The 16,937-nt window shown below is 62.1% G+C and carries 14 protein-coding genes; 4 read left to right on the top strand and 10 right to left on the bottom strand.

From position 1 onward, the window contains the following. Positions 1 to 19: 19 nt before the first annotated feature. The 4 genes from fusA to L0U82_RS14400 all read right to left on the bottom strand — a co-directional run bounded on the left by fusA (position 20) and on the right by L0U82_RS14400 (position 4,304). A complete protein-coding gene (fusA, locus tag L0U82_RS14415; RefSeq protein WP_233831840.1) occupies positions 20 to 2,125 on the bottom strand; it encodes an elongation factor G in 2,106 nt (701 codons plus the stop codon). Between the two features lie 306 nt (positions 2,126 to 2,431). Continuing rightward, positions 2,432 to 2,947 carry a DUF192 domain-containing protein gene (locus tag L0U82_RS14410; RefSeq protein ID WP_233831839.1) on the bottom strand — a complete coding sequence of 172 codons (516 nt, stop codon included), beginning with the start codon at positions 2,945 to 2,947 and terminating at the stop codon, positions 2,432 to 2,434. A 144-nt stretch (positions 2,948 to 3,091) separates the two neighbouring features. Then, positions 3,092 to 3,283: a hypothetical protein gene (locus L0U82_RS14405; RefSeq protein ID WP_233831838.1), complete on the bottom strand. Its 192-nt coding sequence runs from the start codon at positions 3,281 to 3,283 to the stop codon at positions 3,092 to 3,094. Between the two features lie 451 nt (positions 3,284 to 3,734). After that, entirely contained in the window at positions 3,735 to 4,304 is a 570-nt protein-coding gene (locus tag L0U82_RS14400; protein ID WP_233831837.1) for a pseudouridine synthase, read from the bottom strand. Positions 4,305 to 4,690: 386 nt separating this feature from the next. Between L0U82_RS14400 and icd the strand changes: the two genes are divergently transcribed. Next, on the top strand, positions 4,691 to 5,947 hold the full coding sequence (gene icd, locus L0U82_RS14395) for an NADP-dependent isocitrate dehydrogenase (RefSeq protein WP_233831836.1): 1,257 nt from the start codon (positions 4,691 to 4,693) through the stop codon (positions 5,945 to 5,947). A gap of 85 nt (positions 5,948 to 6,032) precedes the next feature. Then, positions 6,033 to 6,761 carry an immunity 52 family protein gene (locus L0U82_RS14390; RefSeq protein WP_233833284.1) on the top strand — a complete coding sequence of 243 codons (729 nt, stop codon included), beginning with the start codon at positions 6,033 to 6,035 and terminating at the stop codon, positions 6,759 to 6,761. A 251-nt stretch (positions 6,762 to 7,012) separates the two neighbouring features. On the opposite strand, the gene L0U82_RS14385 is transcribed toward L0U82_RS14390, so the two are convergent. Beyond that, positions 7,013 to 7,219, bottom strand: coding sequence for a cold-shock protein (locus L0U82_RS14385; protein WP_007180614.1), 207 nt, complete (start codon positions 7,217 to 7,219; stop codon positions 7,013 to 7,015). 562 nt (positions 7,220 to 7,781) lie between these two features. Between L0U82_RS14385 and clpS the strand changes: the two genes are divergently transcribed. Together clpS and clpA are read left to right on the top strand one after the other, a co-directional pair. Then, on the top strand, positions 7,782 to 8,096 hold the full coding sequence (gene clpS, locus L0U82_RS14380) for an ATP-dependent Clp protease adapter ClpS (RefSeq protein ID WP_233831835.1): 315 nt from the start codon (positions 7,782 to 7,784) through the stop codon (positions 8,094 to 8,096). Then, complete coding sequence (gene clpA / locus L0U82_RS14375; RefSeq protein WP_233831834.1) at positions 8,093 to 10,390, top strand: ATP-dependent Clp protease ATP-binding subunit ClpA; 2,298 nt, start codon at positions 8,093 to 8,095, stop codon at positions 10,388 to 10,390. Before clpS ends, clpA begins: the two co-directional genes overlap by 4 nt. Positions 10,391 to 10,556: 166 nt before the next feature. On the opposite strand, the gene dut is transcribed toward clpA, so the two are convergent. The 5 genes from dut to ileS all read right to left on the bottom strand — a co-directional run bounded on the left by dut (position 10,557) and on the right by ileS (position 16,825). After that, positions 10,557 to 11,003, bottom strand: coding sequence for a dUTP diphosphatase (gene dut, locus L0U82_RS14370; protein WP_233831833.1), 447 nt, complete (start codon positions 11,001 to 11,003; stop codon positions 10,557 to 10,559). A 62-nt stretch (positions 11,004 to 11,065) separates the two neighbouring features. After that, a complete protein-coding gene (locus L0U82_RS14365) occupies positions 11,066 to 12,082 on the bottom strand; it encodes an LLM class flavin-dependent oxidoreductase (protein WP_233831831.1) in 1,017 nt (338 codons plus the stop codon). Between the two features lie 66 nt (positions 12,083 to 12,148). Then, on the bottom strand, positions 12,149 to 13,363 hold the full coding sequence (coaBC, locus tag L0U82_RS14360; RefSeq protein WP_233831829.1) for a bifunctional phosphopantothenoylcysteine decarboxylase/phosphopantothenate--cysteine ligase CoaBC: 1,215 nt from the start codon (positions 13,361 to 13,363) through the stop codon (positions 12,149 to 12,151). Between the two features lie 118 nt (positions 13,364 to 13,481). Next, the gene (gene lspA, locus L0U82_RS14355; protein ID WP_442793619.1) at positions 13,482 to 13,988 is read right to left on the bottom strand and encodes a signal peptidase II; all 507 of its coding nucleotides are present in this window, start codon (positions 13,986 to 13,988) and stop codon (positions 13,482 to 13,484) included. Continuing rightward, the gene (ileS, locus tag L0U82_RS14350; RefSeq protein ID WP_233831827.1) at positions 13,988 to 16,825 is read right to left on the bottom strand and encodes an isoleucine--tRNA ligase; all 2,838 of its coding nucleotides are present in this window, start codon (positions 16,823 to 16,825) and stop codon (positions 13,988 to 13,990) included. Before ileS ends, lspA begins: the two co-directional genes overlap by 1 nt. Positions 16,826 to 16,937: the final 112 nt, after the last annotated feature.

Below are 16,937 nucleotides of genomic sequence, written 5' to 3'. Positions count from 1 at the left end.
GACGCGAGGTTCGCGACGCTTACTGCTTCTTCGCGTTGATCACGGCCTCGGCCACGTTGCTCGGCGTTTCGGCGTAGTGCTTGAACTCCATCGTGTAGGTCGCGCGGCCCTGGGTGGCCGAGCGCAGCGACGTCGAATAGCCGAACATCTCGGCGAGCGGCACTTCGGCGCGCACGAGCTTGCCACCGCCGCCGGCGATGTCTTCCATGCCCTGCACCATGCCGCGACGGCTCGACAGATCGCCCATCACGTTGCCCATGAAGTCTTCGGGTGTTTCCACTTCGACGGCCATCATCGGCTCGAGCAGCACCGGTTTCGCCTTGCGCATCGCTTCCTTGAACGCCATCGAGCCGGCCATCCGGAATGCGTTTTCGTTCGAGTCGACGTCGTGATACGAACCGAACGTCAGCGTCACCTTCACGTCGACGACCGGATAGCCCGCCAGCACGCCGGCCTTCAGCGTTTCCGTGATGCCCTTGTCGACCGCCGGGATGAATTCGCGCGGAATTACGCCGCCCTTGATCGCGTCGACGAATTCGTAGCCCTTGCCCTGTTCGGACGGCTCCAGCGTGATCACCGCGTGGCCGTACTGGCCGCGCCCGCCCGACTGCTTGACGAACTTGCCTTCCACATCTTCGACCTTGTTGCGCACCGTTTCGCGATACGCGACCTGCGGCTTGCCGACGGTGGCCTCGACGCCGAACTCACGCTTCATCCGGTCGACCAGAATTTCGAGGTGCAGCTCGCCCATGCCGGAGATGATCGTCTGGCCGGACTCTTCATCCGTTTGCACGCGGAACGACGGGTCTTCCTGCGCGAGACGGTTCAGCGCGATGCCCATCTTTTCCTGGTCGGCCTTGGTTTTCGGCTCGACTGCCTGCGAGATCACCGGCTCGGGGAAGATCATCTTTTCGAGGATGATCACGTGATTCGGATCGCACAGCGTGTCGCCGGTGGTCGCTTCCTTCAGGCCGACCGCCGCGGCGATGTCGCCCGCGTAGACCTCCTTGATTTCCTTGCGCTCGTTCGCGTGCATCTGCAGGATACGGCCGAGGCGTTCCTTCTTTTCCTTGATCGCGTTGTAGACCGTGTCGCCCGAATTGACGACGCCCGAATACACGCGGAAGAAGATCAACTGGCCGACGAACGGGTCGGTCATGATCTTGAACGCGAGCGCGGAGAACGGATCTTCGTCGTTCGGATGACGCTCGATCTCCTTGTCGTGTTCGTCGTGACCGGTGATCGCCGGAATGTCGACCGGCGACGGCAGATAGTCGATCACCGCGTCGAGCATCGCCTGCACGCCCTTGTTCTTGAACGCGCTGCCGCACAGCATCGGCACGATTTCGTTGGCGATCGTACGCGCGCGCAGCGCCTGCTTGATTTCGTCTTCGGTGAGCGTTTCACCGCCGAGGTATTTTTCAAGCAACTCTTCGTTCGCTTCGGCGGCGGACTCGATCATCTTGTCGTGCCATTCCTTCGCGGTGGCGGCCAGCTCCGCCGGAATGTCGCGGTATTCGAACTTGATGCCCTGGCTCGCGTCGTCCCAGAAGATCGCCTTCATCTTCACGAGGTCGACCACGCCCTGGAAGTTATCTTCCGCGCCGATCGGAATCTGGATCGGCACCGCGACGCCCTTCAGACGATCGCCGATCTGCCGCTGCACGCGGAAGAAATCGGCACCGACGCGGTCCATCTTGTTGACGAACGCGATACGCGGCACCTTGTACTTGTTCGCCTGGCGCCACACGGTTTCCGATTGCGGCTGCACGCCGCCGACCGAGTCGTACACCATGCACGCGCCGTCGAGCACGCGCATCGAGCGTTCGACTTCGATCGTGAAGTCGACGTGTCCCGGGGTGTCGATGATGTTGATCCGGTGCTCCGGATAGTTGCCGGCCATGCCTTTCCAGAACGCCGTGGTGGCCGCCGATGTGATCGTGATGCCGCGCTCCTGCTCCTGTTCCATCCAGTCCATCGTCGCCGCACCGTCGTGAACCTCGCCGATCTTGTGGGTCACGCCGGTGTAGAACAGGATGCGTTCAGTGGTGGTGGTTTTGCCGGCATCGATGTGAGCGCTGATGCCGATATTCCGGTAGCGCTCGATGGGAGTCTTGCGGGGCACGTGAATCTCCTTGGAATGGTGCGCCTGAAACGCATGCCGGGCGGTCATGCGGGCCGCCCGGTGAGCCTGCCCGGATGCTGCCGGACAGAGATTACAAGGATAGCGCGTCGGTCGGTCTTTTGCATGAATGCCGCCAGCCGGCGCGGAGCCTGCCCGCGCGGGCCTTTGCGGACGAAAAAAAACCGGCGCCTGGAGCGGCGCCGGCTTTTTATGGAAAAGCTGGAAAGCGGTGGTGGGAGCGGGTTTGACTTACTTGAGGCGGCCCGCATTCGGCAGCCTGCATGGCTGCGCGCGTCGCTGGGTGATTTACTGCGTCAGCCCCGGCACCGGCGGCAAGCCCTGGACCTGCATGCCCGGCTTGATGCCCTTCGACGAGAACCAGCCCTTGCTCATTTCGAGCGCGAAGACGCCGTTGTGCGTCGGGCAATGGTTATTGGTGGTCTCGGCCTGCATCTCGTCGATATCGGTGATCGTGCCGTCCGCGCGCATGAAGGCGATCGACAGCGGGATCAGCGTGTTCTTCATCCAGAAGCAGTGGCCGGCGTTTTCGTTGAACACGAACAGCATGCCTTCGTTCGGCGCGAGATTGGTGCGGTACATCAAACCCTGTTCGCGGTCCGCGTCGTTGGCGGCGACGGCCGCGTCGATCACGAACATGCCAGCGGTTAGCTTGACGCGCGGAAATTCGCTGGGCTGCTTCGCGCCCGGTGGCATCTGCTGCGCGTGAGCGGGGGCGGTGGTGGCCGCAAACGAAATCGCCGCGAGCGGCAGTGCAACGGTGAGAGCAAAGCGCGCCATCAACGAGCGCATGGGAAATCGCACGGCAAGACTCCTTGCTGAAATTAACTCGCGCATGTTACGCGAGCGCGTCAAAAACAAAAAGGCAGATCGCCTTGCGGTGATCTGCCTTTCAACGCCGTAAGAACGGCAATGAAGCGTGTTCTTGACTGCGTTTTTACAAGCAACTTATTCCGAAGCTGCCGAAGCTGCAGCAGCTGCTGCTGCCTTCTTGTGCGACTTCTTGGCGTGCGTCTTCTTCGTTGCCTTCTTTGCCGGTGCCGAAGCTGCTGCCGGTGCCGAAGCTGCCGGAGCCGAAGCTTGTGCGAATGCTGCCGTTGCGAAGAGGCCAGCGACCAGAGCGGCGATCAGTTTGTTCATTTTGTAAATCCTCAGCTTGAGTTGATTAACCAGATGACCCGGCTTTTATAGAGTCATGTCGGTAAACGTGCCATCCACCTTTCGGTTGACAGCCGCATCGAACAAATTGCTTCGACGCGTCTGTTAGCGTTCGGACTTCCGTGCTCGCCGCGAAAACGGCTTGCGCAAAGGTCTTTAAGGCTCAATGCCGGATAGCTTCAGCGGCATCTGGGTCGAATAACGCGTGGGGTTCAACGGCGGTTGACGCGAATTTCGTCGAAAATTTTTATCGAGATAAAACGCGATGAAAATGCCTTGCGAAGGCACGCGTCGGCGTATTTGTTTCACGCTTTCCGCGCCGCGTTTCACGCATCAGTTTGTTTGCCGATACAACGGGTTAGAAGCGATTATCACGACCGTGAAACATTATTCGAGTGGCACCTGTGAGTCGTTTCACGCGTTCGTCATGGATTCAGGTAATGCCGTCCCACGGCGCGTTCGATCGCAATTCGACGCTCTGTCCGGGCTCGAGTCCCAGCGAAAAAATGTCGAGCGCGCCGACACCGACCCGCACCAGACGCAGCGTCGGAAAGCCGACCGCGGCCGTCATGCGGCGCACCTGGCGGTTCTTGCCTTCGCTGATCGACAGCTCGACCCACGTGGTTGGTATCGCGGCGCGATAGCGGATCGGCGGCGTGCGGGCCCATAGCGCATCGCTCGGCTCGACGTAGCTCGCGCGGCACGGACGCGTGACGTAGTCGCCGAGATCGACGCCGCCGGCGAGTTTCTTCAACGCGGCGTCGTCGATCGCGCCTTCGACTTGCGCCCAATAGCGTTTGACAAGCTTGTGACGCGGCTCGGCGATGCGCGCCTGCAATGCGCCGTCGTCGGTCAGCAGCAGCAGGCCTTCGCTATCGGAATCGAGCCGTCCGGCCGGATAGACGCCAGGCACCTTGACCCAGTCGGCGAGCGACTCGCGTGTCTCATGCGGCGAAAACTGGCAGATGGTGCCGAATGGCTTGTTCAGGGCGAGAAGGCGCATAGGGGAAACGGCAGAGGGTTGCGAGGTCGCGCGGATCGAAGCGACGGCGCGGCTCACGAGATTGTCACAGAATACGTCGCGACACTCGCGCGCGGATCGTCGAGAGCCTGCCGCGCGCACGTCGGTCCGGTCATGAATCGCGCGATGATAATCGATAAACCGGGTTCGGAATTCCTCTGTCTTATAGACGAACGCGGAGATGAACGTCGGCTGCCGCGGGCGTCGTGGAGGTCGCGAAATCGGCCGTCGCGACGCGCCGCGACCCGCGTGGGGCGTGGGCTAGAATAGCGCCCAGGCCGCTCGCGGGTGTCCGGCATCGCGCGGCGAATGGCACCTCTTTCGCAGTCTCCCATCAGCTTTTGCACAGCTTTCACTGGAGTCCGATCATGCCGTATCAGCACATCAAGGTTCCGACCGGTGGCGACAGGATTACCGTCAACGCCGATTTCTCGCTCAATGTTTCCGACCAGCCGATCATCCCGTTTATCGAAGGCGACGGCACCGGTGTCGATATCACGCCGGTCATGATCAAGGTCGTGGATGCGGCAGTCGAGAAAGCGTACGCGGGCAACAGGAAAATCCACTGGATGGAAATCTACGCGGGCGAGAAGGCGACCAGGGTGTACGGCCAGGACGTATGGCTGCCGGAAGAAACGCTGCACGCGGTCAGAGAATACGGGGTGGCGATCAAGGGGCCGCTGTCGACGCCGATCAGCGGCGACATCCGCTCGGTCAGCGTCGCGCTGCGCCAGGAACTCGATCTGTATGTGTGCCTGCGTCCGGTGCAGTACTTCAAGGGCGTGCCGTCGCCGGTACGCGAGCCCGAGAAGACCAACATGGTGATCTTTCGCGAAAACTCCGAAGACATCTACGCGGGCATCGAATGGCCGGCCGAGTCGGAGCAGGCGAAGAAGCTGATCCACTTCCTGCGCGATGAAATGGGCGTGAAGACGATCCGCTTTCCGGAGTCGTCCGGCGTCGGTGTGAAGCCGGTGTCGCGCGAAGGCACCGAGCGTCTGGTACGCAAGGCGATCCAGTACGCGCTCGACAACGAGCGCCGCTCGGTCACGCTGGTGCACAAAGGCAACATCATGAAGTACACCGAAGGCGCGTTTCGCGACTACGGTTATGCGCTCGCGCAAAAGGAGTTCAACGCGGAACTGATCGACGGCGGTCCGTGGATGAAGGTGAAGAATCCGAAGACGGGCGGCGACGTCGTCGTGAAGGACGTGATCGCCGATGCGTTCCTGCAGCAGATCCTGCTGCGCCCGGCCGAATACGACGTGATCGCGACGCTGAATCTGAACGGTGATTACATCTCGGATGCACTGGCCGCGCAGGTCGGCGGCATGGGTATCGCGCCGGGTGCCAACATGTCGGATTCGGTCGCGATGTTCGAAGCGACGCACGGCACCGCACCGAAGTACGCGGGCAAGGACTACGTGAATCCGGGCTCGGAAATCCTTTCGGCGGAAATGATGCTGCGTCATCTCGGCTGGTTCGAGGCCGCGGATCTGATTATCAGCTCGATGGAAAAATCGATTCAGCAAAAGCGCGTGACTTTCGACTTTGCGCGTCTGATGGAAGGGGCGACTCAGGTGTCGTGCTCAGGATTTGGGCAGGTGATGATCGAGAATATGTAAGCGTTGGTTCGGGGACGTTCGGTAACGTCCCGCGAAGTGAGAAAAATCCAATTGAATCACGAGATTAGCGCGGGACATGTCCAGCATCGAAATCCATGTTCAATTCCGCGATGGAACACTCGCGGTGACCGACTTCGAAGTGGCATTGGCGCGTCTAGGCCGGCTCGCGGATGCCATCGGGCAACGCGGAGGGATCGCAAAAAACGAATGGCACTTGAAAGGAGATACGCTGGCAGAAGCGAAGCTGTACTCGGCTTTTGATGGCGATGCACCTGCCGCGGCGGCGCTTGCAGTCATCAGGGAAGAATTTCGACACGTCACTGATGTGACTTCCGTGGGCATCTGGGCGCACCCGGAAGGCACGCAAATCGGCGGCAGCATGGTCTGCCAATTACTGCCGCCCGGTGAGCCGAATTCCCTTGGATTGTCGCTGACGAATCGAACGGAGCCGGCAAACGGTGAGTTGGTTAACTACGATGATTTCGTGCGGTACGTCAGCCTGATCGCGACCGAATTCAACCCTAACGTCATCCAGGTGTGGCCGCTGGAATACTTCGAAAAGAGGGTGTTCGATGACAAGCCGGGCGTCGGCTGGATGCTGTACCTGCCGAAAGTAATCACCGTACAACAGGTGCCTGAAGCTCGCGCCTTGATTCCGATAAGGGACGCGGGCAAAAAGCAGATCGGGACGATTATCGCGAGCGTCGCCGATGGCGTTTTTTCAGTGGACAACCCGGAGCACGTAGAGACCGCCAATCGCATCGAAATTCGGCTAGTCGATCAGGATTTGTTGCCCGCTTACGCTGATATCTGAAAGCCTGACGGCAGCGCCGGCGCAATCTCGATGCTTATCTGTGATACACCGATTCTGATCGAAAATATGTAATTGATGCACCGCTATTATCTAGCGCGCATAAATGCCTCGATGCCGACAACGGTCCGGGGCATTTTTTTGCCCGGAATATCTGGCCGGTTTTCAGCCGGTAAATCGGCGGCGAGAAAATCGGCGCTGCAAAAAGAAACCCGGCACGAAGCCGGGTCTCAAAGGACGGGTATCGAATTGCTTCAGGCGGGTGCCTGAATGTTCGATGCCTGTTTGCCTTTCGGGCCTTGCACGACCTCGAAGGTGACCTTCTGACCTTCCTTGAGGGTCTTGAACCCATTCATCTGGATGGCCGAGAAGTGTGCAAACAGATCCTCACCACCCTCGTCAGGCGTGATGAATCCGAAACCTTTTGCGTCGTTAAACCATTTGACCGTACCAGTTGCCATTTCCAACTTCCCCTGTAACTCATGTCACTACCACGAGCCCTCGAAAAGCCACGACCACGCGAAGCAGCCGCTCCCTCCTCACAAGCTCACCATCGGCATTTTTTCGAAAATTATGGCGCAGTGAAAAAAGTGCCAGCTTGATTGTTGGGGCTCTTTATTCGAGTGTCAAGAAAATTTTGAGACGACGTTGTCGCGTTGCAAACACGCGGCTTTTCCAGGGTTTTTACCGCTTCCGTTATGTGCGGTCCCGCAAGCGGCGTGACTTGAAAAGTCGCATAATCGACTCACATGCTGACTGTGCCCGACGCGCCGAAGCCGGCCGCGCGAGCGCTCCCAGCCAGCTCCGGCAGGTTGTGCGATACTCGACCCGACCGCGGTGCAGCACACGCCGCGAAGCATGACAGGAGAGGGGCCGGCACCGCAATCGGCCCGTCGAAAACGCGCATGCCCGGGAGTTCATGACAGGTTTGTGACCGGCCGGGCGGCAGCGAACGGGCGCATCGGCCGGCTGGCCGGGTTTTGACAGGATTGCGGGCCTGTCCTAGTTGTTTAGAATGGGTGTATGGCGATTATCCCGGACAAGCAGGACGGCACCGTACTGGAGCGGCAGGAGCAGCAACTCAAGCCGCCGTCCATGTACAAGGTGGTGCTGCTGAATGACGACTTCACGCCGATGGAATTCGTCGTGATGGTCGTGCAGGAATATTTCAATAAAGATCGTGAAACCGCAACGCAGGTCATGTTGAAGGTGCATCGCGAGGGCAGGGGAGTTTGTGGGGTCTATACGCGGGACATCGCGTCGACCAAAGTCGAGCAAGTCGTTACCCACGCACGGCAGGCCGGGCATCCGCTGCAGTGTGTGATGGAGGAAGCATGATTGCCCAGGAACTGGAAGTCAGCCTGCATATGGCGTTCATGGAAGCGCGCCAGGCAAGGCACGAGTTCATAACGGTCGAACATCTTTTGCTCGCGCTGTTGGACAACCCGACAGCGGCGGAAGTGTTGCGTGCATGCGCGGCCAATATCGAGGATCTGCGCCAGAACCTGCGCAACTTCATTCATGACAACACGCCGACCGTGCCGGGCACGGACGACGTCGACACGCAGCCCACGCTCGGTTTCCAGCGTGTGATCCAGCGCGCGATCATGCATGTTCAGTCCACCTCGAATGGCAAGAAGGAAGTGACCGGCGCGAACGTGCTGGTCGCGATCTTCGGCGAGAAGGACTCGCATGCGGTGTACTACCTGCAGCAGCAGGGCGTCACGCGCCTTGATGTGGTCAATTTCATCTCGCACGGCATCGCCAAGACGAGCAGCACCGACGCCGCCAAGGCGAGCGACGCGAATGCCGAGTCCGACGAAGCCGCCGCGCAGAAGGAAACGCCGCTCGCCCAGTTCACGCAGAACCTGAACCAGATGGCGAAAGACGGCCGCATCGATCCGCTGATCGGACGCGAGTCGGAAGTCGAGCGCGTGGTGCAGGTATTGTGCCGCCGGCGCAAGAACAATCCGCTGCTGGTCGGTGAGGCCGGCGTCGGCAAGACCGCGATCGCCGAAGGGCTCGCATGGCGCATCACGCGCGGCGAAGTGCCCGACATCCTCGCGGATGCGCAGGTGTACTCGCTCGACATGGGCGCGCTGCTCGCGGGCACCAAGTATCGCGGCGACTTCGAACAGCGCCTGAAGACCGTGCTGAAGGAACTGAAAGAGCGTCCGCACGCGATTCTGTTCATCGACGAAATCCATACGCTGATCGGCGCGGGTGCTGCGTCGGGCGGCACGCTCGATGCGTCGAATCTGCTGAAGCCGGCGTTGTCGTCGGGCACGCTCAAGTGCATCGGCGCGACCACGTTCACCGAATATCGCGGCATCTTCGAAAAAGACGCGGCGCTGTCGCGTCGTTTCCAGAAGGTCGACGTGACGGAGCCGACCGTCGAGCAGACGGTTGCGATTCTGCGCGGCCTGAAGTCGCGTTTCGAAGAGCACCACGGCGTCAAGTATTCGTCGGGCGCGTTGTCGGCGGCGGCTGAACTGTCGGCGCGCTTCATCACTGATCGCCACCTGCCGGACAAGGCAATCGACGTGATCGACGAAGCGGGCGCGGCGCAGCGCATTCTGCCGAAGTCAAAGCAGAAGAAGACGATCGGCAAGAACGAGATCGAGGAAATCATCTCGAAGATCGCGCGCGTGCCGGCGCAAAGCGTGTCGCAGGACGACCGCAGCAAGCTGCAGACGCTCGACCGCGATCTGAAGAGCGTGGTGTTCGGGCAGGACCCGGCCATCGACGCACTGTCGGCCGCGATCAAGATGGCGCGCGCGGGCCTCGGCAAGCTCGACAAACCGATCGGCGCGTTCCTGTTCTCGGGCCCGACCGGCGTCGGCAAGACCGAAGTTGCGAAGCAGCTCGCGTTCACGCTCGGTATCGAGCTGATCCGCTTCGACATGTCCGAATACATGGAGCGTCACGCGGTGAGCCGGCTGATCGGCGCGCCGCCGGGCTACGTCGGTTTCGACCAGGGCGGCCTGCTGACCGAAGCGATCACGAAGAAGCCGCACTGCGTGCTGCTGCTCGACGAAATCGAGAAGGCGCATCCGGACATCTTCAACGTGCTGCTGCAGGTGATGGACCACGGCACGCTGACGGACAACAACGGCCGCAAGGCGGACTTCCGCAACGTCATCATCATCATGACGACGAATGCGGGTGCCGAGGCGATGGGCAAGTCGGTGATCGGCTTCACGAACCGCCGCGAGGCGGGCGACGAGATGGTCGACATCAAGCGCATGTTCACGCCGGAGTTCCGTAACCGTCTGGACGCGACGATCAGCTTCCGTGCGCTCGATGAGGAAATCATCATGCGCGTGGTCGACAAGTTCCTGATGCAGCTGGAAGATCAACTGCACGAGAAGAAGGTCGATGCGCTGTTCACCGACGCGCTGCGGCAGCATCTCGCGAAGCACGGTTTCGATCCGCTGATGGGCGCGCGGCCGATGCAGCGTCTGATCCAGGACACGATCCGTCGCGCGCTCGCCGACGAATTGCTGTTCGGCAAGCTGATGAGCGGCGGCCGCGTGACGGTGGACGTCGATGCGGAAGACAAGGTGCAGTTGACGTTCGACGAGCATCCGGCGCCGCGTAATCCGAATCCGGAAGCGGTCGAAGTCGAGTAAGGCATGCAACCGGCGCTACGCTAAGTCAGGTAGGCCGCTTAAGCTGAAAGCAGAACGGCGCGGGATAAAACCCGCGCCGTTTTTTTGTGCTTCAGTTTTTCTCTTCAAGCGCTGCGCTCGAAACGCAACAGCGCGCAACAGCGCGCAACAGCGCAGCAGCGGCCAATCAATGCTTGCCGGTACTGCCAAACCCGCCAGCGCCGCGATCGCTTTCCACGAAGTCATCGACGATATTGAACTCGGCCTGCACGACCGGCACGATCACCAGCTGTGCAAGGCGTTCCATCGGATTCAGCACGAACGTCGTTTGACCGCGATTCCACGTCGAAATCATCAGTTGGCCCTGGTAGTCGGAATCGATCAGACCGACCAGATTGCCGAGCACGATGCCGTGCTTATGGCCGAGGCCCGAGCGCGGCAGGATCAATGCCGCATAACCCGGATCGCCGACGTGAATCGCGAGACCGGTCGGCACCAGCGCGGTTTCGCCGGGTGCGAGCGTCAACGGTTCGTCGAGGCAGGCGCGCAGGTCGAGGCCGGCGCTGCCGGTCGTCGCGTACGCGGGGAGCTGTTCGCGCATGCGCTCATCGAGAATCTTCAGGTCGAGTTTCATTCAGGTTCGATCGTGGCTGTTGGGTGGAATGTTGGAAGGGGGCGCGGCCTGCAAACGCGTCGTCAAGCCGCGGGGTTCGAGCCGAGCTGAAACGCGTCGGCGAGAAGTTCGTACGAGCGCAATCGTGCGCGATAGCTGCCGGCGACGGTGAGTACCATCAGTTCGTCGGCCTGGAACTGTTCCTGCAACACAGTCAGCCGTTCGGTCACGGTCTCCGGTGTGCCGATGATGCTGCGCGGCTTCTCCCGGTCGATCACCAGTTGTTCACGCTCGCCGTATTCCTGCGCGATGCCCTGTTCGATATTCGGAATCGGCTCGTTCAGGCCATATGCCATCTGCACGCGGCGCAAATCGACGGCCTTTTCGAGGGCCGCGGCTTCCTGCTCGGTATCCGCGCAGATCACGAACACGGCGGCCGCGAGATACGGCTGCGACGCTTCGTCGCCCGGCTGAAAACGCTCGCGGTAGGCAAGCGCGACCTGTCGGCCGAAATGCGCGTTGATGAAGTGCGCGAACGAAAAGCGAATGCCCAGTTGCGCGGCAAGCAAACCGCCGAATTCGCTCGAGCCGAGCATCCATAGTTGCGGACGCGTATCGATTTGCGGCTGCAGCAGCACGCCTTGCGCGAGGTGATCAGCGGGGAGCGTGCCGTGCATCAGCCCGAGCAGCTCGGTGACCTGTTGCGGGAACACCTCGCCGCGGTTGTAGGTGCCGGCGGCGACCGCCTGCGCGGTACGCATGTCGCCGCCAGGTGCGCGCCCGACACCGAGATCGACGCGGTTCGGAAACAGCGCCTCCAGCATCATGAACTGCTCGGCGACCTTGAACGGACTGTAGTACGGCAGCATCACGCCGCCCGAGCCAATGCGAATGCGCCGGGTCACGCTGCCGAGGCGCGCCAACATTACCTCGGGGCACGGGTTCGATACGCCGCGCAGGCCGTGGTGTTCAGCGCACCAGTAGCGGGTGTAGCCGAGGTCGTCGGCGAGTTGCGCGAGTTCGATGGTGGCGGCGATCGCGTCGGCGACCGAGTGTCCGGAGATCACCGGCGTTTGGTCGAGCACGGAAAGTAGCGTCATGTCAGTAATGCTCCAGATGGCTCCGTTCGGGACAACAAGCGGCGGCGCGTACGAGCCGTCGCTTGCTCAGCGAACCGGACTGGTGTCAGGCAGGCGCTTGGCGATTTCCGTGATGAGCGCGCGCGCGAGCGTCTGCTTGTCGGCGCGCGGCAGCTTCGTGGCGCTGCCTGCTTCGAACAGGATCACTTCGTTGTCGTCGAGCCCGAACGTCTGCGGGCCCAGATTGCCGATCAGCAGCGGCACGTTCTTGCGAGCGCGCTTTTCCTCGCCGTGGATTTCAAGATTGTCGCTCTCGGCCGCGAAGCCGACCGCGAACGGCGGCTTCGGTAGCTTCGCGACCGCGGCCAGGATGTCGGGATTCTCGACGAACGTGAAGCTCGGCAGCGTGCGCTCCGCGGTCTTCTTGATCTTCTGTTCGCTGACGTGATCGATACGCCAGTCGGCCACCGCCGCCACGCCGATGAAGATGTCCGCGGCGCCGACCGCGCGCATCACCGCGTCGTGCATCTGCTGCGCGGTTTGTACGTCCTCGCGGATCACGCCCCACGGTGTGTCGAGCGCGACCGGGCCGGCTATCAGATGCACGTCCGCGCCGGCCTGCTGGGCGGCACGCGCGAGCGCGAAGCCCATTTTGCCGCTCGAACGATTCGTGATGCCGCGCACCGGGTCGAGCGGTTCGAAGGTCGGTCCGGCGGTCAGCAGCACGCGCCGGCCGGCCAGAATCTTCGGCGCGAAAAACGACGCGATCGCTTCGAACGTTGCCGCCGCTTCGAGCATTCGCCCGTCGCCGACTTCACCGCACGCCTGCGGGCCGGAATCGGGGCCGAGCACTTCGATACCATCCGCGCGCAGTTGCGCGACGTTGCGCTGCGTGGCCGGGTTCTGCCACATCTGCCGGTTCATCGCCGGCACGACGAGCAGCGGGCAGTCGCGCGCGATGCACAGCGTCGACAGCAGGTCGTCGGCCATGCCGTGCGCGAGTTTGGCGAGGAAGTCGGTGGAGGCCGGCGCGATCACGATCGCGTCGGCTTCGCGCGACAGATCGATATGCGCCATGTTGTTCGGCACGCGCGTGTCCCACTGGCTCGTGTAGACCGGCCGGCCGGACAGCGCCTGCATCGTCACGGGCGTGATGAACTGGGTGGCCGCTTCGGTCATGACGACCTGCACGGTCGCGCCAGCCTTGGTCAACAGACGCGTAAGTTCGGCGATCTTGTAGCAGGCGATACCGCCCGACATGCCGAGGACGAGGTGTTTGCCTGCGAGTTCTGCGGTTGCCAACGAAAGCCTCCGACAAAGCGTGATCGCGCGGTGGCGCAAGGGCGTTGCCCGCCGTTGCCGCCGCGCGTTTCAAACGGACGCGGGCGCTGCAAGCGCAGCAGCACCCGCGCTGGCGACGTTAGCGTGAACCGCGTACGCGCCGCAACTCGTCGAGCACCAGCAGGATCGCGCCGATCGTGATCGCGCTGTCGGCGAGATTGAACGCCGGCCAGTGCCAGCCGCCGACGTGAAAGTCGAGGAAGTCGACCACGTGGCCGTACATCAGGCGGTCGATCACATTGCCGAGCGCGCCGCCAAGAATCAGCGCGAGCGCCGTGCAGAACATCTTCTGGCCGCTATGGCGCTTGAGCAGATAGCAGATCACCAGCGCGGCGACCACGCCGAGCGCGGTGAACGCCCAGCGCTGCCAGCCGCCCGCCATCGCGAGGAAGCTGAACGCGGCGCCGCGGTTGTACACGAGGATCAGGTTGAAGAACGACGTGATCTCATGCGGCACACCGTACTCGAACACCTTGCGGACCGCGATTTTCGTCAGCTGGTCGAACAGGATCACGATCAGCGCGATCCCGAGCCAGGGTGCCAGCGAACTGCTTCGGGCCGATGTTTTCGACATGCTTCCCGCCATTATGCCGCGCTCCTCGTTTCGCCATTGCCGAACAGATTGCTGAAGCAGCGGCCGCACAGCGACGGATGTTCGGCGTGCGCGCCGACGTCCGCGCGATAGTGCCAGCAGCGCTCGCACTTCAGGTACTTCGACGCGATCACTTCGACGCCTTCGTCCGCTTCGCTATCGACCTTCACGACATTCGCCGCCGAGGTGATCAGCACGAACTTCAGGTCGTCGCCGAGGCTCGCGAGCGCGTCGTACCGCGCGCCGCTCGCGCGGATTTCGACTTCCGCCTGCAGCGACGAGCCGATCAGGTTCGCGACGCGGGCTTCTTCGAGCGCCTTGGTCACGTCGCCGCGCGCCGCGCGCAGCAGCGTCCATTTATCGAGCAGCGCGCCCGCTTCCGGCACCGCCGGGTACGCGTGATAAGTCTCGGTGAAGATCGTTTCGCTGTTCGGCTGGAATACCTTCCACGCTTCTTCCGCGGTGAACGACAGGAACGGCGCCATCACGCGCAGCAGGCCGTGCGCGATGTGATAGAGCGCGGTCTGCGCGGAGCGGCGCGCGACCGAATCGGCCGCGGTCGTGTACAGACGATCCTTCAGCACGTCGAGATAGAAGCCGCCGAGGTCTTCCGAGCAGAACGTCTGCAGCTTCGCGACGACCGGATGGAACTCGTACTTGTCGTAGTGCGACAGGATGTCGTTCTGCAGGTTCGCGGCGAGCGCCACCGCGTAGCGATCGATCTCGAGCCAGTCTTCGAGCGGACGTGCGTGCTGCGCGAAGTCGAAGTCCGACAGGTTCGCGAGCAGGAAGCGCAGCGTGTTGCGGATACGGCGATAGCTTTCCGTCACGCGCTTCAGGATTTCCTCGGAGATCGCCAGCTCGCCCGAGTAGTCGGTCGACGCGATCCACAGACGGATGATTTCCGCGCCGAGGCGGTTCGCCACTTCGTGCGGGTCGATACCGTTGCCGAGCGACTTGCTCATCTTGCGGCCTTCGCCGTCGACGGTGAAGCCGTGCGTGAGCAGCGCGTTGTAGGGCGGGCGGCCATCGAGCATCGACGCGGTCAGCAGCGACGAATGGAACCAGCCGCGGTGCTGGTCCGAGCCTTCCAGATACAGGTCGGCCGGGAATTGCAGCTCGTCCTTGTGCGAGCCGCGCAGCACGTGCCAGTGCGTGGTGCCCGAGTCGAACCACACGTCGAGTGTGTCGCGGTTCTTTTCGTACATATTGGCGTCGTCGCCGATCAGCTCGCGCGGATCGAGCGTTTGCCACGCCTCGATACCTTCCTTCTCGACGCGCTGCGCGACCTGTTCGAGCAGTTCGAGCGTGCGCGGATGCAGCTCGCCGGTTTCCTTGTGCACGAAGAACGCCATCGGCACACCCCACTGGCGCTGACGCGACAGCGTCCAGTCCGGGCGGTTGGCGATCATGCTGAACAGGCGCTGCTTGCCCCACGACGGATAGAACGCGGTGTTCTCGATGCCTTCCAGAGCGGTTTCGCGCAGCGTCTTGTCGTTGTCGTTCGGCTTGATGTCCATACCGGCGAACCACTGCGACGTGGCGCGGTAGATGATCGGCGTTTTGTGGCGCCAGCAGTGCATGTAGCTGTGCGTGTACTTCTCGGTGCGCATCAGCGAACCGGCGCCTTGCAACGCTTCGACGATCTGCGGATTGGCGGCCCAGATCGACAGGCCGCCGAACAGCGCGAGCGATTCGATATAGCGGCCGTCGCCCATCACCGGGTTGATGATGTCCGAGTCCGACATGCCGTGCGCCTTGCACGACACGAAGTCTTCGACGCCGTAGGCGGGCGACGAGTGCACGACACCAGTGCCGGTTTCGGTCGTCACGTACTCGCCGAGGTAGACCGGCGCGGTGCGCTTGTAGGCCGGATGCGCGGACGCGAGCGGATGGTTGAAGCGCAGGTTCACGAGCTTCGCGCCCGGCGTTGTCGCGATGATGTTGCCTTCGAGATCGTACTGCTTCAGGCACGCTTCGACGCGTTCCTCGGCGAGGATCAGCAGGCCGCGCGGCGTATCGACCAACGCGTAGACGATTTCCGGATGCAGGTTCAGCGCCTGGTTGGCGGGGATGGTCCACGGCGTGGTGGTCCAGATCACGATGCCGCCTTCGTTGCGCGGCAGCGCGGCGAGGCCGAACGCCTGCGCGGTTTTCTCCGGCTCGGCGAAGCTGAACAGCACGTCGATGGTCGGGTCGGTCTTGTCCTTGTACTCGACTTCCGCCTCAGCGAGCGCCGAGCCGCAGTCAAAACACCAGTTGACCGGCTTCAGGCCGCGGAACACGTAGCCCTTTTCCATGATCTTCGCGAGCGCGCGGATTTCGCCAGCTTCGTTCGCGAAGTTCATCGTCTTGTACGGGTTGTCCCATTCGCCGAGTACGCCCAGACGGCGGAAGCCGACCTTCTGCTTTTCGATCTGCTCGGTCGCGTACGCGCGCGCCTTCTGCATCACCTCGGCGGCCGGCAGCGATTTGCCGAACTGCTTTTCGATCTGGATTTCGATCGGCATGCCGTGGCAGTCCCAGCCCGGCACGTAGACCGCGTCGAAGCCCGCCAGATTGCGCGCCTTGACGATCATGTCCTTCAGGATCTTGTTCACCGCGTGGCCGAGGTGGATATCGCCGTTCGCATACGGCGGGCCGTCGTGCAGGATGAACTTCTTGCGGCCCCTGGAGGCGGCGCGGATCGTTTCGTAGATCTTGCGCTCCTGCCAGTCCTTGACCCATTGCGGCTCGCGCTTGGGCAGGTCGCCGCGCATCGGGAACGGCGTATCGAGCAGGTTGACCGGGTAGCGGGACTGCGGTTTCGAATCGGCTTTCTTGTTGCTCATGATGTGGTGGCGGGTGAATTCGTTTGTATGCGTAGCGGCGCGAGCGTTGCGTGTGCTCTCGCGAGGGCGTGGGACGCGCCCGGCAGGCGGCTTGCGTGAAGCCCTGACGCCC

Source organism: Paraburkholderia sp. ZP32-5, from assembly GCF_021390495.1.
Classification (GTDB): Bacteria; Pseudomonadota; Gammaproteobacteria; order Burkholderiales; family Burkholderiaceae; genus Paraburkholderia.
The sequence above is the reverse complement of the archived record's forward strand: the minus strand, read 5'-3'. Positions and strand labels throughout refer to the sequence as shown.